Source organism: Peribacillus sp. B65, from assembly GCF_058513295.1.
Genome location: NZ_CP195840.1, coordinates 3,763,047 through 3,781,871 on the forward strand (window position 1 = coordinate 3,763,047; position 18,825 = coordinate 3,781,871).

The 18,825-nt window shown below is 42.8% G+C and carries 13 protein-coding genes, 1 pseudogene and 1 riboswitch; of the genes and pseudogenes, 3 read left to right on the forward strand and 11 right to left on the reverse strand.

The annotated features are described in order from the left end of the window. Positions 1-429: 429 nt before the first annotated feature. Positions 430-1,296, forward strand: a complete 867-nt coding sequence (locus ACSR9O_RS18375; protein ID WP_491724875.1) for a YihY/virulence factor BrkB family protein — start codon at positions 430-432, stop codon at positions 1,294-1,296. 62 nt (positions 1,297-1,358) lie between these two features. Here ACSR9O_RS18375 and ACSR9O_RS18380 read toward each other — a convergent pair whose 3' ends face one another. The 4 genes and pseudogenes from ACSR9O_RS18380 to ribE all read right to left on the reverse strand — a co-directional run bounded on the left by ACSR9O_RS18380 (position 1,359) and on the right by ribE (position 4,762). Further along, positions 1,359-2,525 carry a DHH family phosphoesterase gene (locus ACSR9O_RS18380; protein WP_260356486.1) on the reverse strand — a complete coding sequence of 389 codons (1,167 nt, stop codon included), beginning with the start codon at positions 2,523-2,525 and terminating at the stop codon, positions 1,359-1,361. Positions 2,526-2,918: 393 nt separating this feature from the next. Further along, complete coding sequence (ribH, locus tag ACSR9O_RS18385; protein WP_048685088.1) at positions 2,919-3,389, reverse strand: 6,7-dimethyl-8-ribityllumazine synthase; 471 nt, start codon at positions 3,387-3,389, stop codon at positions 2,919-2,921. 77 nt (positions 3,390-3,466) lie between these two features. Next, positions 3,467-4,105 (reverse strand): annotated as a pseudogene (gene ribB, locus ACSR9O_RS18390) (3,4-dihydroxy-2-butanone-4-phosphate synthase); the annotation flags it as partial. Positions 4,106-4,123: 18 nt separating this feature from the next. After that, the gene (gene ribE / locus ACSR9O_RS18395; protein WP_101224897.1) at positions 4,124-4,762 is read right to left on the reverse strand and encodes a riboflavin synthase; all 639 of its coding nucleotides are present in this window, start codon (positions 4,760-4,762) and stop codon (positions 4,124-4,126) included. Between the two features lie 145 nt (positions 4,763-4,907). Continuing rightward, positions 4,908-5,038, reverse strand: a riboswitch (FMN riboswitch). Positions 5,039-5,239: 201 nt separating this feature from the next. On the opposite strand from ribE, the gene ACSR9O_RS18400 reads away from it, so the two are divergent. Continuing rightward, on the forward strand, positions 5,240-5,977 hold the full coding sequence (locus tag ACSR9O_RS18400) for a TspO/MBR family protein (RefSeq protein WP_491724876.1): 738 nt from the start codon (positions 5,240-5,242) through the stop codon (positions 5,975-5,977). Here ACSR9O_RS18400 and megL read toward each other — a convergent pair. From megL to putP, 4 genes are all read right to left on the reverse strand, one after another. Continuing rightward, on the reverse strand, positions 5,974-7,149 hold the full coding sequence (megL, locus tag ACSR9O_RS18405; protein ID WP_491724877.1) for a methionine gamma-lyase: 1,176 nt from the start codon (positions 7,147-7,149) through the stop codon (positions 5,974-5,976). The genes ACSR9O_RS18400 and megL overlap by 4 nt on opposite strands. A gap of 212 nt (positions 7,150-7,361) precedes the next feature. After that, a complete protein-coding gene (locus ACSR9O_RS18410; protein WP_101224899.1) occupies positions 7,362-8,498 on the reverse strand; it encodes a DEAD/DEAH box helicase in 1,137 nt (378 codons plus the stop codon). A 47-nt stretch (positions 8,499-8,545) separates the two neighbouring features. Continuing rightward, positions 8,546-9,871 carry an ATP-binding protein gene (locus ACSR9O_RS18415; protein WP_402944462.1) on the reverse strand — a complete coding sequence of 442 codons (1,326 nt, stop codon included), beginning with the start codon at positions 9,869-9,871 and terminating at the stop codon, positions 8,546-8,548. A 114-nt stretch (positions 9,872-9,985) separates the two neighbouring features. Further along, positions 9,986-11,455 (reverse strand): sodium/proline symporter PutP, encoded by a 1,470-nt coding sequence (gene putP, locus ACSR9O_RS18420; protein WP_230177863.1) that lies wholly within the window; start codon positions 11,453-11,455, stop codon positions 9,986-9,988. 151 nt (positions 11,456-11,606) lie between these two features. On the opposite strand from putP, the gene ACSR9O_RS18425 reads away from it, so the two are divergent. After that, a complete protein-coding gene (locus ACSR9O_RS18425; RefSeq protein WP_491724878.1) occupies positions 11,607-13,655 on the forward strand; it encodes a molybdopterin oxidoreductase family protein in 2,049 nt (682 codons plus the stop codon). A gap of 266 nt (positions 13,656-13,921) precedes the next feature. Here ACSR9O_RS18425 and ACSR9O_RS18430 read toward each other — a convergent pair whose 3' ends face one another. The 3 genes from ACSR9O_RS18430 to ACSR9O_RS18440 form a co-directional block, all read right to left on the reverse strand. Further along, entirely contained in the window at positions 13,922-15,442 is a 1,521-nt protein-coding gene (locus ACSR9O_RS18430; RefSeq protein WP_434168418.1) for an aldehyde dehydrogenase family protein, read from the reverse strand. A 216-nt stretch (positions 15,443-15,658) separates the two neighbouring features. Next, positions 15,659-17,092 carry an aldehyde dehydrogenase family protein gene (locus tag ACSR9O_RS18435; RefSeq protein ID WP_230177964.1) on the reverse strand — a complete coding sequence of 478 codons (1,434 nt, stop codon included), beginning with the start codon at positions 17,090-17,092 and terminating at the stop codon, positions 15,659-15,661. An 18-nt stretch (positions 17,093-17,110) separates the two neighbouring features. Then, positions 17,111-18,436, reverse strand: a complete 1,326-nt coding sequence (locus ACSR9O_RS18440; RefSeq protein ID WP_101224905.1) for an aminotransferase family protein — start codon at positions 18,434-18,436, stop codon at positions 17,111-17,113. Positions 18,437-18,825: the final 389 nt, after the last annotated feature.

The following is an 18,825-nucleotide window of genomic DNA, read 5'->3' on the forward strand; positions in this document are numbered from 1 at the left end:
GCAATGTCTGGCCGTTTTTCTGTTTACCTTAATAAATCACTTAATTAGCTATTATACTTGTTTTAAAGAGGACATAAAATCATACCTAGCAGTAGTGTTGGCATTATTGATAGGCTTGAAGTATCGAAAGCTTATCAGTTAGTCGCTTGCTTTACGATTCTTCAATCCTGATTTTCCCGGGCATGATACTCGCCATTGCCCGACTTCTGCAATTTTTTTAAAAAAAAGGCATTGAAAAAAGAACTGGCTAAGGTTGGTCATCCTTGGCTAGCCCTTTTCTTCACCTCTCCACCATTCCGGCATATTTGTCACAAGCTTTTACAAGTGCTCGGATTAGAGCTTTCAATTTCTTTTCTTTTGAGGATTAACTTATATGAACAGAGGGAAAAGAAGCAATAACCTAAGTAACTATTCAGGAGTGATGCCCAGATGAATAAGTCGATAAAATTTTCAAAGAAACTGATTAAAGAAATAAAGGAAGATCGTGTGACCGGACTGGCAGCAGAACAAGCTTATTACTATCTACTGGCACTATTCCCTTTGCTCATTTTACTGCTGTCCTTATTACCTTATCTGAACATCGATATTCAGACTGCCCTTGACACGATAAAAACCTTCATGCCTGCGGAAACGATGGAAGTCATCGAGAAAAATATCATTAACATATTATCTGAACGGAACGGCGGCTTACTGACTTTTGGTTTCCTTGGCACCATATGGTCCGCTTCCAATGGAATGAATGCGTTCATCCATTCCATGAATATCGCCTATGATGTTGAAGAAACAAGGAATTTCATTAAAGCCCGCTTCATTTCCATTGCATTGACATTAGGACTGGTTGTGGCATTCATCGTCATGTTGGGTCTCCCCGTTTTCGGAAAAGTGATCATCGATTTATTACAGCAAGTCATTCCGATCCCTGAAGAAACGCAAATAATATTCAGCTTATTACGGTGGGTTATCGCGGTTGTGGTCATATCACTTGTCCTGACCTTTTTATATCGCTTTGCACCGAATAAAAGTTTTCCCATTAAACATGTCATCCCTGGGGCAGTTACCGCAACTGTACTTTGGCTAGGAATATCACTTGGATTTTCATTCTATGTCAGTAATTTTGCCAACTATTCTTCCACTTACGGCAGTTTAGGAGGCGTCATCATCTTGATGCTATGGCTGTATTTGAGTGGTCTGATTTTTGTGATCGGCGGAGAAATCAATGCCATTCTTCATCGCCAAAACTCCATTCCAAAAAAAACCTCCCGCACGATCGTCCATCCTGTCCCGCTTAAAAGATAAAATCATGAATTACGACAAAAGATAGAAAAGCGGCTGTCCCATTCGGACAGCCGCTTTCGTATTCATCCTTTATTGACAAACTCTTCATATCTTTCATCATGGGCCAGCCATGCTGCGTATTTCCGCTTCATGTATTTTTCCGCTTCCACAAATGTATCGAATGTTTTTTTCTGTTGTTTTCCGTTGATTTCAACAATCCATTGCTCTTCTTCATCTTCATAGATGAATATGTCCTGTTTGTCCCTCGTTGAATATAGGCAGCCCTCTGGGGATTCCTTTACATTCAGTTGATTCTTATGTGCGTCTCGTTTAAGGGGCTCGGCAAAGAAGGTCTTTTCGACATATTGGCTATACGCCTTTTCGGACATGGTACAACCTGCCGCTTTTTGGTGGCCGCCTCCATCGTACTTGCCAGCAACTTCAGAAACATCAATATCGTCGTGAATTGTCCGGAAGCTGATTCTTTTACTTCCAACCATCAGGATCGCTATATAATCAAGATGCGAGAACTCTTTCGACAGTTCATTACCCAATTCTGAGTGATATGACTCTGCATGGACCACACCAGCTGTATGGGGACCGACCGTAGCCTGATAGACTTCTCTTTTTTTCCTGTTTATGTACCGATCTACCCGACTCTCTTCAACATTCAGAAGGGTTTGCTCCACTTCGTCAAAAGTAAAACTTTCAGCCGTAGACAGCTTATTTGCAATTTTCATTTCGAATTCCTCTATCGGAATCATGAAAAACAGGTCATTCAATCGTTTTGCCGTTGTATTTTTATTGACTTCCCATTCCCAAGTATCGTATTGTCGGACCAATTCAACGAATTCAGCGACAATGCTTGAAGGTTCCAGGTATTTATTTTCAACTGCATACTGATAGAATAATGATGTCGCTGCCGTCTGTTTACCATCTTCCTGTTCGACAGTTACAGATGCCCAATCATGTTCGTTCAAATGCAATGCTGACTTATGATGATCGATCAGCAGCGCTTTGCCTCCATCTTCCACAAACTGAGTAATCATTTTTTCGTTATCTTCATCAACCGATAGATCAGTAACGATCAATGTATCTTCAAGCTTGGCCTGCTCAAGAAATGCTCCTACGTTCTGATTAAGGCGACCAATTGAATTATAACTTACCACTACTTCTTCTCCGAAGGCCAGCTTAGCTATAATGCCGCAGCCGACTCCATCTAAATCATTATGTGTAAAGAGATGGTACACACAAACCCCTCCTAGTAACTAATAAATTTACTTTTCCCTAAAGACATGAATTTCAATTGCAATCTTTACAATTGTAGCATAATCATATCCGCATATTTTATCATGCTTCCATTACGTGATGCTTTTGTTCGTTTTTTTTTCGAAAAATCCCCTGATGATTCTTTATTTTCCATAATTTATAACGTCCATTACTTTGAAATCGAGGTTTTTCCATTGAAGAGGTTGCTGTGAGTGGTGAAGATCAGCATTCACTAATCGATCAAATGGCTAGGAATTTTACGAACTTTGAAGAATTGCTTAATGGTTTAAAAAGCCAGACCCAATCCGACAAATGATCCGGTACATCAAAAAAAGCCGCAGGGACGTTATTCCCTGCGGCTTCCTTATACCAAATCACTGTTCAATCAATTTTCCAAGGTTGGCCATTTCAATTGCACTAACGGCCGCTTCATAACCTTTGTTACCTGATTTTGTTCCTGCACGTTCAATCGCTTGTTCAATATTTTCAGTTGTCAGCAAACCGAAGATAACCGGTACACCCGTTTCCAAGGAAACGGAAGCCATGCCTTTAGCCGCTTCATTACAGACATAATCATAATGTGAAGTGGCACCCCTGATTACCGTTCCAAGACCGATTACCGCATCATATTTACCTGTATTCACAAGTTTTTTTGCAATTAACGGTAGTTCAAAAGCACCCGGGACCCAAGCGATGTCAACATCATTCTCATCAACGCCATGACGCTTAAGGCCATCCAATGCCCCTCCTAAAAGCTTGCTTGTGATAAACTCATTAAATCTTCCTACCACGATACCGACTTTCAATCCTGATCCGATTAATTGTGCTTCAATAGTTTTCCCCATGTCCAATTCCTCCTAATTTTAAAAAACAATATAATTTTTTGTTCTGTAAGATGTAATTACTTAAATCCTCAAGCTTTCGGGATGTTCAGTTCAAGCTCCTGGTTCCCGATAGTATCATTTTGTTGAAGATACCGAATCAAATCGGCTATCGTAATGAACTTCAGGTTGAATTTATCAGCGATGACTTCTAAATCGGATACCCGGGCCATCGATCCATCTTCATTCATGATTTCACAAATGACACCAGCTGGAGCGGCACCGCATAACTTCGCCAAGTCCACCGATGCCTCTGTATGTCCCGCCCTCCTTAATACGCCGCCTTCTTTTGCGACTATCGGAAAAGTGTGACCAGGCCTTTGGAAATCTTCAGCGACCGAATCTTCATTAAGAAGCTCAAGGATGGTCAAGGACCTTTCAAAAGCACTGATTCCTGTAGAGGTGCTTTTATGATCGACACTTACCGTAAAAGCAGTGCCATGATGATCGGTATTTTCTCCAACCATAGGATGCAGTTTCAATTTCGCTGCCAGTTCTTCAGTGATGGTTGTACATATCAAACCACGTCCATGAGTCGCCATGAAATTGATCGCTTCCGGTGTCGCCTTTTCGGCCAGCACTACAAAATCCCCTTCATTTTCACGGTCTTCATCATCGGATACGATTACTACCTTGCCTGCCTTCAAATCTTCTATCGCTTCTTCTATTGTATGGAACATCATTACACCGCCCTTTTATTAGAATCCATGCTCTGCCAAAAACTCTAAATTAAGTCCTGGTTTTGGATTGCCATTTTTCATTTGATGTATTATATATTTCCCTATCATGTCGTTTTCGATGTTAACGATATCGCCAGCCGCTTTTTGTCCCAATATGGTGTCCTGATGAGTCAATGGAATCAGTGATACAGTCAATAGGTTCCTTTCGATCCCAAATATCGTCAAGCTCGTTCCATCAATGGCCACGGATCCTTTTGGAATGCAAAAGGCACTGAGCCCCTCTTCCAATTGGATTACATAATAAACGGCATTTTCTTTCCGTTCTTTTTTGATGATCGTTCCGGTTCCGTCGATATGACCTGAAACAAAATGACCGCCAAACCTTCCCTGTGCACTCATGGCTCGTTCAAGATTCACAGGTGATCCCAATTTCAATGTCCGTATCGAGGAAGCTTTGACCGTTTCCGGCATCACGTCGACCGTAAACAAACTTTTAGTGAAGGACGTTACCGTTAAGCAGACCCCGTTTACTGAAATACTATCCCCCAGATGAACATCTTCAAGGATTTTTTCAGAACGAATCGATAACTCCATACTGCTTTTTCCTTTGTTCATGGAATGAACGGTACCGATATCCTCAATGATTCCCGTAAACATGTTTTTCCCCCTTTTATAAAATATAAAAAACCCCTTAGGATGACCTAAGGAGTTAGCAGGAGAAATGAGTGAAAAAATTGTATACCTAAAAAGCCTAACATTTTCATTTTTGAAAAATTAGGCGTACGTATACACTTGGGTTCCACACGTCCTTCTCCCATCCAGACTTTACTGTCGGCTTTGGAATCTCACCAAATCCTGCCTTTAACAGGCTCGCGGGCTTAGAATTTCTTCATCACCGCCGGTTGGGATTTTCACCCGACCCCGAAGGACTAAAATAATATGAATCTTTGAATATTTTATCACCATAAAGTGAAGATGTAAAATTTCTAACCTTAAATGGTTCAATTGTTACAGAAACTTCCTCTCTTTATGGAAAAACGACCTCCAAAGTCCCCGATGTGCTCCAAAGAGGTTAATCAGGCTAAATATGTGGAATAGGGTTAGAGGATCACTATTCATATAAGGAGGAAGCCTATGCTTATTTCCATCATCAACTTGATCTTCTATCTGTTCGTCGTCACGATGAATTTTTTAGCTAATTACCTGCCATTGAACGGCCAGACATCAGGAGAGATTTCCGATAAACTTGATGTCCTTTTCACTCCTGCAGGATATGTATTTTCCATATGGGGCTTGATCTATTTCCTGCTCGCCATCTGGGTATTCAGGCAGTTTTTAAGCAAACACCAAAACAGCCCTGCTTATAAGGCATCCTTCCCTTGGTTCGCTTTAAGCTGTGTCTTGAATGGCGCTTGGCTTTTGGCTTGGCACTATGAGCACTTTTTGTTATCCGTATTCATTATCATTGCTCTTTTGGCTACTTTAATGGTCATTTATACTAACGTAAAAAAAGTGAAGCATGAGCCTTTCGACCTATTTCCGTTTTCCGTTTATACAGGCTGGGTAAGTGTTGCAACGATCGCTGACATTTCTTATTACCTCACGTATATCAAATGGGACGGTTTTGGGGTTTCCAGTTCAACATGGACGATCGTCCTGCTGATTGCAGCAACAATCCTGGCTTTTGTCTTTGCAGGTAAAAACCGGGATTGGTGCTATCCTCTCGTATTCGTTTGGGCGTTCATAGGCATCGGGATACGAAATAGCTCCGCCTATCCGGTAATTACGGACATTTCTTATATCCTGGCTGTCATCACTTTTATCGTATCCATCACCATCTTCATTAAAAGCAGAAGGAATATGGTAGCCTAAAATGCTTGCTGAAGATCTTGCCAGACATCCTGCCAAGCTTCTAGGCCAACTGAGATACGGACCAACTGGTCACTGATGCCCATTTGTTTCCGTGAATCTTCAGGAACGGCAGAGTGCGTCATGGTAGCGGGATGCTGGATCAATGTTTCGGCATCCCCAAGACTTACGGCAATTTTGATTAGTTTCAATTTATTTAGGAATTCCTGTGCATCCTGTTTTGTGCCATGCAATTCGAAAGAGATAAGGCCGCCGCCATGTTTCATCTGTTTTTGCATTATATAATGATCCGGTGAAGCTTCATCACCTGGATAATATACCTTTTTCACTTTTGGATGTTTCTTAAGTTCATGAAAGATTTCCATTGCATTGGCCGAATGACGGTCCATCCTGACAGGCAAGGTCTTTAACCCCCGCAATAGTAACCAGGCATCGAAAGGTGAAATGATTCCACCGATATCCTTCTGTGTAGTCCCTGCTACCTGATTCATGAATTCCTTCTTACCTACGACAAGTCCTGCAACGACATCCCCATGCCCGCAAAGATATTTAGTAGCGCTATGAAGGACGATATCACAGCCATACTCAAGCGGTCTCTGTAGATATGGCGTCGAAAACGTATTATCCACTACGACAGTCACATTATGTTCCTTCGCAACTTTCACCACCATCTGTAAATCAATCATTTTCATCGTCGGATTGATCGGGGTTTCTACATAGATGCAGTTCGTTTCCGGCCGAATCATTTTCCTTACCTGTTCTTCTGTATCCATCTCACAAAAATCATGAGTGATGCGGTATTTATTTTTCATAAGCTGCAGAAGGCCAAATGTACAACCATATAACCCCTGTGAGCATAGGATGTGGTCATCTGTTTTCGTTAACGCAAAAAGCACAGCTGAAACGGCGGCCATGCCTGAACCGAAAGCAAGGCCAGCTTCCCCGCCTTCCAAAGCGGCAATCTTTTCTTCAAGCACATGTACCGTTGGATTTCCAAGTCGTGAATATATATATCCATCTTCCATACCGGCGAAACGCCTCTCCCCTTGCTCGGCATTTTCGAAAGTGAATGTTGAGGTTTGAAATAAGGGTGTTGCCAAGCTTCCTAAATGCTTCTTCGAGTCATATCCTTCATGGATGACTGCCGTTTCAAACTTTTTATACTTTCCTGTCATACCGTCTCCTCCTAACCTATGTCTATTGCTATCATATGTCAAAAACCTATATAAAGGAAGCGTTTTCATTCATGGTCATCACCTATAAATGAACCCCTGAATTTAGTAAAGATGATATGATTTCCGTAGGGCAATAGATGAACAAGTTCAGGTGGATTTACCCGGGCATTCGTAAAAAAGGGACAGCCGCCATGGCCGTCCCTTTTTCCGAATCATTCATCGACTACGATGTTTCCACCATAGAAGGTTACTCTCGTTAATGGCAGTTCTAGTTCACGAGCCATTTTTTTCAACTCTCGCTCTTCTCTTTCCGTTACGATTGAAATGACAGTGCCATCTGCACCTGCACGCCCAGTTCTACCCGATCTATGGATATATTGTTCGATGTTGTCAGCCATATCAATATGAACGACCGCAGTAAGGCCTTTTATATCTAGCCCCCTTGCCGCTACATCCGTTGCTATCAGCATCGGGGATTTTCCGGAACGAAGCTTGCGCAGCGCTTTCTCCCTGTCGACTTTATTGGATTCGCCGTGAAGCACGCCCATTTCAATACCTTTATAGCTCAGCTTTTCATGTAAGACGCTCAGCTCTGCTATATCATTCAGGAAGGCAAGGGCCTTCACATCTTTAAGTCTTGTGATTTTCTCTAGAATCTTGGACTTTTCCCGTCTCTCAACAACAAAGTAAAGATGGTCCACCTTTGATTCCATTTTTTCATGCTTATCAACCTTGATCATTTCGGGTTCATTCATGAATCCCCTGGCCGCTTTTTCCGTTTCCTCCGGCAGGGTCGCTGAAAACACCATGATTTGCCGGTCTTTTAGCGTTGTTTTGATAATATTATTGATCGTTCCCATATGCTCCGGAGTGATCAATTGGTCACCTTCATCAAGTACTATCGTCTTAACTTCGTGCATTTTCAATTTCTTTTGGGCAATCAATTCGTAAATCCGTCCCGGTGTTCCAGCAATCACCTGTGGACGCTTCTTCAGTTTGTCCAATTGCCTTTTCACATTTGCACCGCCGATGAATGCTGCGCCCGTAATGCCGCTTCCCTCTGACCAAATGCGAATTTCTTCATTGATTTGCATGACCAGTTCTCGTGATGATGCCAAAATCAAAGCTTGGGGCGATTTTTTTTCAGGATCTATCTTTTCCAGCAATGGCAGTAAATATGCCAATGTTTTCCCTGTACCTGTCGGTGATTCGGCCATGATATCTTTTCCCTCGACAATCACGGGAATTGCTTTCGTTTGAATCGGGGTAAGTTGTCCGAATCCGGACTTTTTCCAGACCTCTTGTATATATGGTTTTCTATCGTTTATTAATGCGGGTAATTCGCTCATATCGTTCTCCTTTAATATAAAACTTTTCCTATCTTTCATAGTACCATTTATTCTTGTCCAGTAGCCAACGGAATGCGAATTGTAACCGTCGTCCCTTTGTTTATCTCACTTTCAAAATCCATTTCCCCCTGAAGGCGATGAACGATCTTCCGGCAAATTGCAAGCCCGATCCCTGTGCCCTTTTCCTTCGTTGAGTAAAAAGGCTCACCAATCCGTTCAAGACGCTCGGGCCCCATTCCCATGCCATTATCACTCACGCTGACTACAGCTTGTCCATCGATGATTTGCAGTGAAATTTCAATTTCGCCATTATCCTTTATCGCTTCAATGCTGTTCTTTATGATATTGATTACCAACTGTTTAAGTTCAATTGAATCAGCCATAATATAAATCGGTTCGGCAGTTTTAACCCTGAATCCCATTTCGATATTATTCAAATTCGTTTCTGCCTTCATCAACGTGAAAACCTGCTGTAAACAGTCGGCAAGATCGATCCTGCGAAATGCGACATCCTGTTTCTTCCCGAGAACCAAAAGTTCGCTTGAGATAATATTGATTCGGTCAATTTCCTTCAACATGATATCGGAATGCTGCGGGTTTACTTCCTGGGTCATATCCATTAACTGTACGAATCCTTTTAACGATGTAAGTGGGTTCCTTATCTCATGTGCGACGGCGGCAGCCAGATGTCCGATAACAGATAGCTTTTCAGACATGATCATCAATTCCTCTTCGCGCCGCAATTCAGTAATATCCCTAACGATTGCATATACCCCTAGCATTTCCGCGTGAACGATGATCGGTAAAAAGGTCACACGGATTATCCGTTTTTCATCACTGCTATTCTGGATGGTCGTTTCGAATTTAACAGCCTCCCCTTGAAGGGACTGTAAAAAGAATTCAGATACTTTTTCACTTTCATTCCAGTTGAGGAGATGATTCGCATTCCTGCCTTTCAAATTGTCACTATTATGCCCCAACAGTTTCTCAGCTTCCGGGTTTAGCGAAACTACATTTCCTTCGAGATTCAGCTCAAGGACACAATCCGGGTTATGCTTGAACAGCGACCGATACTGTTCATCCTTCAGAATGAATTCCTGTTGGGACCTCAACATTTTCCCCGTCCAATACCTGATTATGAAGTATAGGAAAAGCCCGGTTATGAAAATGAACATCCAGCCTTTGGAATGTTGAAACATTGCATATATCTGAACATCTGCCCTTGCCTGTGTCATAGAGATGTAATCCGTAACGACAATCCATAAGACCCCAATGGTTATATATATAAAAGCCACTTTACATGCAATTTTATGAGATTGGTTCATATTTTTTCCTTTGTATTGTTTTTGGTTTATTATTCCCAAATCACTCAAAAAAAGCCCTCATGTTTTCAACATAAGGACTCTATCGATATTGTACCATATATATTGCAATCATTGTTTTATATAGCTAAAAAATCCAGAGCATTTTAACTGGACCTTCAATGATCAAGAGAGGTTTTTAATGGCTTGATTGAATTCTTCTTCTATATCTTTTGTAGGCTTGGCCGATAATAAGCTGCAAACGATCACCGCTATTGAACCAGCAATGAAACCAGGAATGATTTCGTATACTTCAGCGAACTTATCGATCATATCCCAAACGATCACGGTTGCCGTACCGACAATCATTCCCGCCAGGGCTCCCCATTTCGTCATCCGCTTCCAGTATAGGCTTAATAGAATGACAGGACCGAATGCCGCTCCGAAACCAGCCCATGCATAACCCACCAATTTAAGGATTGTACCGCTTGGATTAAACGCCAATAATAAGGCAATGGCAGATATCGCCAATACACCAAACCGACCTACCAGCACTAATTCCTTATCAGATGCTTTCGGCCGAATGAACTGCTTATAGAAATCATCGGTCAGGGCACTTGCCGATACTAACAGCTGAGATGCAATCGTACTCATGACCGCTGCTAAAATCGCAGCCAACAAAAAGCCTGTAATTAGGGAAGGAAACAGTTCTTTTGCTAAAATGATGAAGACGGACTCAGCATTTTTTTCCCCTAAAGGACTGCTTGTCAGGTTAAAATAAGCAATCCCCACCAACCCGGTGAACATCGCTCCGACGATGGCAAAAATCATCCAGCCCATACCGATTCGCCGTGCGCTTTTCAATTCTTTAACAGATGAAACCGCCATGAATCGAACGATTATATGAGGCTGCCCGAAATAACCAAGCCCCCATGCCAGAAGAGATATGATGCCAATGGTCGATGTTCCTTCAAAAACATGCAATAAATTCGGATTGATCGATTTTATTTCATTGAAAGTGGGATCCCAGCCTCCAATATTTACAATTGTGACAACCGGGACTAGAATTAAGGCAATGAACATAATCGTACCTTGTACGAAGTCCGTCCAGCTAACAGCCAGGAATCCGCCGAATAATGTATAAAGAATAACGACGCTCGCTGTCAGCCAGATGCCCCACCGGTAATCCAAATTGAAAGCCGTGCGGAAAAGCTCACCGCCTGCTACCATGCCTGAAGATGTGTAAAAAGTGAAGAAAATTAAAATGACCGATGCCGATACCACTTTTAAGACCCGGGAGCCATCCTTGAACCGATTTCCCAAGAAGTCGGGAATCGTAATCGAATTACCGGCCAATTCCGTATATGTCCGAAGTCTTGGTGCCACGAATAGCCAGTTTAAATAAGACCCTGCACACAGGCCGACGACAATCCAGCCAGCACTCAATCCACTTATGTACATTGCACCCGGAAGACCCATCAACAGCCAGCCGCTCATATCGGAAGCACCTGCACTCAATGCAGTTACAGCCGGGCCCAAGTTCCGTCCGCCAAGCATGTAATCGGTTAAGTTTGCCGTTTTCCGATAGGCCAAATAACCAATTAACAGCATGCCTGCCATGTATATTCCAATTGATATTATAATTCCGTAATCCAAAAATGAATCCCCCTAGGTTAATTTTTCATCTAGTAAGCTTATCAGAAAAAAAAACATATGTTAAGAAGTTCTTGCACCTTTCACCGATTTCACTTTCAATATAATTAAGAAAATTCATTTTATTAGATTAAATTATAAGGAGGAATACGCCATGCAATCCTATATCAATCAGCCAGATGGAGTCTTTCCCTCTGTTTGCTCTCTTGACTGTCCTGATCAATGCGGTTTACTGCTGCACAAAAAAGATGGGAAAATCATTAAAGTTCAAGGAGACCCTGATCATCCAGTCACAAAAGGGAATATTTGCAACAAAGTCCGCAACATGACTGCCCGTCTATATGACCCAAATCGCTTAAAGCAGCCATTAAAGCGCATCGGTCCGAAAGGAGAAGGGAAATTCGCTCCAATCAGCTGGGAAGAGGCCATTGACACAATCACTTCCAAATGGAAAGACCTGATCGATATGCATGGTCCGGAAAGCATACTTCCCTACAGCTTTTACGGAAACATGGGCAACCTTAGCGCTGAAGGAATGGATCGCCGTTTTTTCCACAGGCTCGGTGCAAGCATGCTTGAACGCTCCATTTGTAACGCGGCCGGCTCAGTCGGATACAGCTATACAATGGGTGGTTCATTCGGCACCGACCCAGAAGAAACGATTCATACAAAACTTTTCATCATGTGGGGCATTAACGCTGTGAGCACAAATATGCACCAAGTAACGCTTGCCCAGCAAGCCCGAAAAAACGGGGCCAAAGTAGTTGTCATTGACGTACATAAAAACCAAACAGGCAAGTGGGCGGATTGGTTCATTCCCATTCTGCCTGGTACAGATAGTGCGCTCGCCCTCGGATTAATGCATATCCTATATGCCGAGAATCTAGTCGACCAGGCCTTTCTCGATGAATACACAGTGGGTGCTGCTGAATTGCGCGAACACGTCCGCCAATATGACCCTGCGACGGTCTCCGCGATCACTGGAGTTCCAATTGATGACTTATATGAATTAGCCAGGATGTACGGCACGACCAGTCCATCATTCGTCCGGATAGGCAATGGCCTGCAGCACCATGACAATGGCGGCATGGCAGTACGCACCATTGCCTGCCTGCCTGCCCTTACCGGCCAATGGATGGCGGAAGGCGGCGGAGCCATCAAAGGGAATTCAGGATATCTCGCGTTTAATACAAATGCCTTAAGACGTCCGGATTTATTGCAAAATAAAGCTACCCGGACCATTAATATGAACCAAATCGGGCAAGCTCTTCTGGAAAAAGAAAACCCGATTCGCTCCATGTTTGTTTACGGCTCCAATCCAGCACTTGTCGCTCCAAATGCAAATAAGGTACAGGAGGGTCTAATGCGGGAAGATCTATTCACAGTGGTCCATGACCTATTCTTAACCGAAACGGCCATGTTTGCCGACATCGTCCTTCCTGCCACGTCATCTTATGAAACGGAGGATTTTTATAATTCATACTGGCATAATTACGTCCAAATACAAAAACCTGTAGTCGAAAAATATGGCGAATCTAAATCGAATGTTGAATTGTTCAAACTGTTGGCTGTTGGAATGGGATTTGAGGAACAAGCATTTAGAGATTCAGAGGAAGATTTGATACGGCAGGCGCTGGATTTTCCCGACAACCCGCATTTGGAAGGCATCACCTATGACTCCCTTTCGAGGAATCAATTTCTCAAAGCCAAAATGCGGCCGATGTTCCCAGGCAAACTCCCGACACCAAGCGGTAAAATCGAACTTTATTCCGAAAGGATGAAGCGGGATGGATACGAGCCTTTGCCAACATATACACCCATCATTAAAGACAGCGACCTGCCATTTTTATTCATACCGGCACCTAATCACAATTTCTTGAATTCAACCTTTTCAAATAATGCCAAACATATCTCCATGGAAAAGGAACCAAAACTGCACATGAATGCCGCTGATGCCAAAACAATGGGGATAGCACCCGGAGATATCGTTAAAATCTGGAACGATCGCGGTGAATGTTTGCTTACCGCTGCTCCTGGAGAAAATGTGTTACCAGGCGTTCTTGTCAGCCAAGGCTTGTGGCAGAATACGCCCGAAACAAAGCAACACATTAATTCCCTTACCCCAGATCGGCTCGCAGATATGGGTAATGGCGCCGTTTTCTTCTCAGGACGGGTGGAACTTGAAAAAGTCCAACAAAAGTAGATCAACGTTGAGCAATCTTTGAATATAGCTGCGATTCTTTGAAATATATCTCCGATTTTCGGATTATATCTCCGATTTTCGGAGTTTTATCTGCGATTCCGGCATTTTATCTGCAATTTCGGAGTTTTATCTGCGATTCTCGGACTATTTCTCCGATTTTCGGAGTTTTATCTGCAATTTCCCTGAATATATCTCCGATTTCAGAAATATATCTGCGATCCACAAAAAAGGCTGTTCCCTAAGGAACAGCCTTTTCGTCAAGCTATTTACTCTTCATCAAACCAGCCTGTTGGCTGGATATCCAAGTTGTTATTGATTTGCTTCACTTCCGTATAAGCTTCGTAACCGAAAGTTCCCAGTTCGCGTCCATTTCCGCTTTGCTTGAACCCTCCCCAAGGAGCTTCGTTATAAGTTGGGTGATATGAGTTAATCCACGTGATGCCTGCACGCACTTTTTTAATGACACGGTATGCTTTTGCGATATCATTCGTGAACACCGCTCCCGCTAAGCCGTATTTCGTATCATTGGCAAGTCGAAGAGCTTCCGCTTCATCCTTGAATTTTTGAACGACAAGCACCGGTCCAAAAATTTCTTCCTGCACAATCCGCATGTCCGGTGTCGTATCAACAAAAATAGTAGGTTCGACAAAGTAACCTTTATCCATGCCTTCTTCTTTAATTCGATTTCCACCGACGATTAATTTGGCGCCTTCTTCTTTTCCGATTTGGATATACGATAATATTTTGTTCATATGGGCTTCTGAAACGATAGGTCCCATCTGGCTGTTTTCATCAGAACCTGAACCTACTTTGATCTTTTTCGCCTTCGCAGTAAGACTTGCAATGAACTGATCGTAAATGGACTCTTCCAATAGTAAACGGGAGCCTGCTGAGCACACTTGTCCTTGATTACAGAAAATCCCGTATAGAGCATAATCAACGGCAGTCTCAAAGTCAGAGTCCGCAAATACGATATTAGGCGATTTCCCGCCGAGCTCCAATGTCACTTTCTTTAGGTTACCCAGTGAAGCCTCCATGATCTTACGACCTGTTGCCGTTCCTCCTGTAAAGGCTACTTTATCGATTTCGTCATGTTCGGCAATGGCTTGTCCGACAACTGGCCCCGCTCCCAAAACAAGGTTTGCGACACCCTTTGGCAATCCGACCTCATCCATGATTTCAAATAGTTTGACCGCTGTCACCGGAGTGATCTCAGATGGTTTGAATACAACGGAATTTCCTGCTGCAAGCGCCGGAGCCAGTTTCCAGGCTGACATCATTAGAGGGAAATTCCACGGAACGATCTGCCCGCATACACCGATTGGTTCCCTTACGACCATCGCTTGCTGGCCGTCAGGAACCTCAAAAGTCTGACCTGTCGGTTTTGTAGCCAATCCTGCATAATATCTAAAACAGGCTGCTGAATCAGCAATATCAAAACGAGCCTCACGCAGCGGTTTCCCATTATCCAATGTTTCCAACGCAGCTAGTTCTTCAGCTTTTTCTTCTATTTTGTCGGCTATTTTGAATAAAATGCGAGCTCTTTCCACTGCAGGAGTTCCCCACCAACCACCTTCATAGAAAGCATATTTTGCTGCCTCGACCGCTGCATCCACATCTTCCTGTGTTCCTTCCGCAGCTTTGGCAATAACTTCCCCTGTAGCCGGATTCAATACATCCCTCTTCTCACCTGAAGTCGAATTCACCCATTCCCCATTGATGAACATCTTTAAGTCCAGTGCTCCCGTTCCTTCTTTTTTCTTGTTATTTTGCAAAGTTTCCTGCATGTAATTTCCTCCTCGGTTTTAAGTTATCTATCTATATATTAGATATGAGCAAGATTCATGCCAGTTTGAAATATTAGGTAACTCACGTTTTTTTGCCCTTTCCTGTCTCATTTAAATTCAGTGCTGAATTAACTATTCATTTTTGCATAACTTATGGGCCAAACTCTTTCAAGATTATAGAAAAAAGAGATGAGCAGCTGCTCACCTCTTTTCTGATTAATTCCGGTTAATAATGACCAATTTCATTTCCGTCATTTCTTCAATTGCATATTTCAGCCCCTCGCGGCCAGTTCCGCTTTTTTTGACTCCGCCATATGGCATGTTGTCGACACGGTAAGTTGGGATATCATTAATGATAACACCGCCGACTTCCAATTTTTCTGCGGCAGAAAGAGCCAGATTGATATTTTCTGTGTAAATCCCGGCCTGCAATCCGAATTCGGAATCATTGACCAAGTCAATCGCTTCCTCAACGGAAGAAACCTTATTGATCAAAACAATCGGAGCGAAGACTTCCTGACAAGATACCTTAAGCATTGCATCCACTTCCAGCAACACAGTTGGATGCAGGATATTTCCTTCAGATTTGCCTCCTGCTGCAACAATCGCACCGTGTTGTTTAGCTTCAGCGATCCAATCCAGGCTTCGCTGTACATCGCCAGCGCTGATCAATGCCGAAATATCCACCGACGGGTCCAAAGAATCTCCAAGTTTCAAGCCATTCGTTGCTTCTGTGAATTTTTTGACGAACTCATCATATACCTCTTCATGAACATATGCACGCTGTAAGGAAATACAGACCTGCCCTTGAAAAGCGAATGCTGCGGATACACAGCGTTGGATGATTTTATCGATATTGATCCCTTTATCAACGATGACAGCCGCATTCGAACCTAGTTCAAGACTCACTTTCTTTAACCCGGCCTTATTGCGGATCCCGATTCCGACAGCCGGACTTCCTGTAAACGAAATGCTCTTTACCCGTGAATCTGTGACTAATTTATCACCGATTACCGAGCCGCTTCCGGTAACTAAATTAAACGCACCTGCCGGCAAATCCGTTTCAGCTAATAGTTCAGCAAGGAATAGCGAAGATAGCGGTGTTTGGCTCGCAGGTTTCAGGACAAGTGTATTTCCGGCAGCAATCGCCGGGCCTACTTTATGGGCAACCAGGTTCATCGGAAAATTAAAAGGCGTAATCGCACCTACGACACCTAGAGGCTCACGGACTGTGTATCCTATTCTTCCTTCTCCGTCAGCTGTAGCATCCATCGTCAATGTTTCTCCATGAATCCGTTTTGCTTCCTCTGCTGCAAATTTATATGTGGCAATCGTCCGGGATACTTCAACCATTGCCGTTTTAATCGGTTTCGCTGCCTCTTTAGCAATTATTTCAGCTGCCTCATCTTTGCGGCTTTCCAAAAGGCTCGCAAGCTTTTCAAGTATGGCAGCACGTTTATGACTAGGTAAAGCTGCCATTGATTTTCTAGCTTGATAGGCTGATTCTATTGCCAACTCGACATCTTCAAGGCTTGCCGAAGGAATCTCCGCTAGAACTTCCCCGCTATAGGGAGACTTTAGTGTCGTGAATTTTTCAGCTTCTTGCCATTTACCATTAATGAATAATTTCTTTTTCAGCGTTTCAGTCATGACCATCACTTTCACCTCTTATAAAATTTCTTTTTCGACAGCAGTAAATGTCTCATCAAGGATTTCAATTATTCTTTCGACTTCCGATTTAGTAATGATTAAAGGCGGTGCGAATACGAGTGTATCTTGATCAAACGTAACAGACCGGCAAATCAAACCATTCTTAGCCGCTTCAGCAACCAGCCTTGGAGCAAGCTGAGTCTCAAAGCCTTCGCCTGTTTGTTTGTCCTTTACGATGGAGATGCCTCCAATTAATCCAAGTGCCCTGACATCACCAATAATCGGATGTTTGCTTTGAAGCTTCTTAAAGCCGGCAAGCAACTCTTCACCACGCTGTTTCGAGTTTTCTATCAGGTTTTCACGTTCAATTATTTCAATATTTTTCAAAGCAACCGCACAAGCCATAGGATGGCCACTGTATGTGTAGCCGTGTAAAAGCGTGCCTTTTGAAAGGGCAATGAAATCCTGATGCATCTTATCATTCAGGACGACCCCGCCTAACTGTGCATATCCGCTTGTCACACCTTTTGCAAAGCACATCATATCAGGTACAACACCAAAGTGTTCAATCCCAAAATAAGTCCCTGTTCTTCCGAAACCTGTAATGACTTCATCCGTCACCATTAAAATGCCGTATTCATTACAAATCTCCCTTACTTCTTTAAAATAGCCTTCAGGAGGAAGGTTCACGCCGCCGGCCCCTTGAATCGGTTCAGCGATAAATGCCGCAATCGTTTCCGGTCCTTCCTGTTCTATGACCTTACGCAACTCCTCAATGGAAGAACCGTCCACATGGTAAAAATCCGGTGCGATTGAATTCGTGAAGTCTCGGAACGGTTTCAGGCCAGTCGCACTTGTGGCTCCCATTGCCACTCCATGATAGGATTTCGAGCGGGAAATGATTTTTTGACGGTTAGGCTGCCCTTTCAAAAGCCAGTAATGTCGAGCAAGCTTGATTGCCGTATCATTCGACTCCGATCCACCTGAAGTGAAGAAAACTGCATTCAAATCCCCAGGAGCGATGGAAGCGATTTTGGCCGCTAAACGGATTGCCGGCTCATTGCTGAAAGTGGCGAAACTTGAGGTGAAAGCTAACTTCGCCATTTGTTCCTTTGCGACATCAGCCATCTCTTCTTGTCCATGTCCAATATTCACATTCCAAAGTGAAGCCATGCCATCAATGACAGTCCTGCCCGTTACATCCGTAAGATATATTCCCTTTCCTTCCTTAAAGATGAAACTTGGACCATCTGCCTGCTGTTGCTCAATTGACGTAGTCGGATGGATAAAATGCTTTTTATCCAAATCGATTAATTCCTGAATACCCGTAGTCTCTTTAATCATGTAAAAAACACCCTTCTCATGTATGGATTTTTTTCAAGCTAGTTTATTTTTTATATTTATATATATAGATATAGCAAGATGCATGCCAAATTATATGAGCCTTATATTAAAGGTATTCAAGTTAATATGATTCATAAGTGAATCATTAGGAGCGCGTGTTAATTCATATACAAATCATTTGATTCGAATTTGAATCACTCGACTCCCATTCATTAAATTAAATCTTAATTTACACAAATTTTTGAATCCCCCTCTTTATTTTTTAATTGATGTTACAAAACCTGACACACAATGTTGAATTTTCTGAAGATTTGTATTATTATCATGTTAATATTTTTTCATTCCTTTTGAACCGCTATGTTAATCTAAACGAAAGAAGTTGATATATA

What these genes read in the sequence shown, in the direction of transcription:
- ACSR9O_RS18400 (WP_491724876.1), top strand. Translation starts at nt 5,240, where the DNA reads ATGCTTATTTCCATCATCAACTTGATCTTCTATCTGTTCGTCGTCACG.
- ACSR9O_RS18410 (WP_101224899.1), bottom strand. Translation starts at nt 8,498, where the DNA reads ATGAGCGAATTACCCGCATTAATAAACGATAGAAAACCATATATACAA.
- ribE (WP_101224897.1), bottom strand. Translation starts at nt 4,762, where the DNA reads ATGTTTACGGGAATCATTGAGGATATCGGTACCGTTCATTCCATGAAC.
- ACSR9O_RS18440 (WP_101224905.1), bottom strand. Translation starts at nt 18,436, where the DNA reads ATGATTAAAGAGACTACGGGTATTCAGGAATTAATCGATTTGGATAAA.
- ribH (WP_048685088.1), bottom strand. Translation starts at nt 3,389, where the DNA reads ATGGGGAAAACTATTGAAGCACAATTAATCGGATCAGGATTGAAAGTC.
- ACSR9O_RS18375 (WP_491724875.1), top strand. Translation starts at nt 430, where the DNA reads ATGAATAAGTCGATAAAATTTTCAAAGAAACTGATTAAAGAAATAAAG.
- ACSR9O_RS18430 (WP_434168418.1), bottom strand. Translation starts at nt 15,442, where the DNA reads ATGCAGGAAACTTTGCAAAATAACAAGAAAAAAGAAGGAACGGGAGCA.
- megL (WP_491724877.1), bottom strand. Translation starts at nt 7,149, where the DNA reads ATGACAGGAAAGTATAAAAAGTTTGAAACGGCAGTCATCCATGAAGGA.
- ACSR9O_RS18425 (WP_491724878.1), top strand. Translation starts at nt 11,607, where the DNA reads ATGCAATCCTATATCAATCAGCCAGATGGAGTCTTTCCCTCTGTTTGC.
- ACSR9O_RS18435 (WP_230177964.1), bottom strand. Translation starts at nt 17,092, where the DNA reads ATGACTGAAACGCTGAAAAAGAAATTATTCATTAATGGTAAATGGCAA.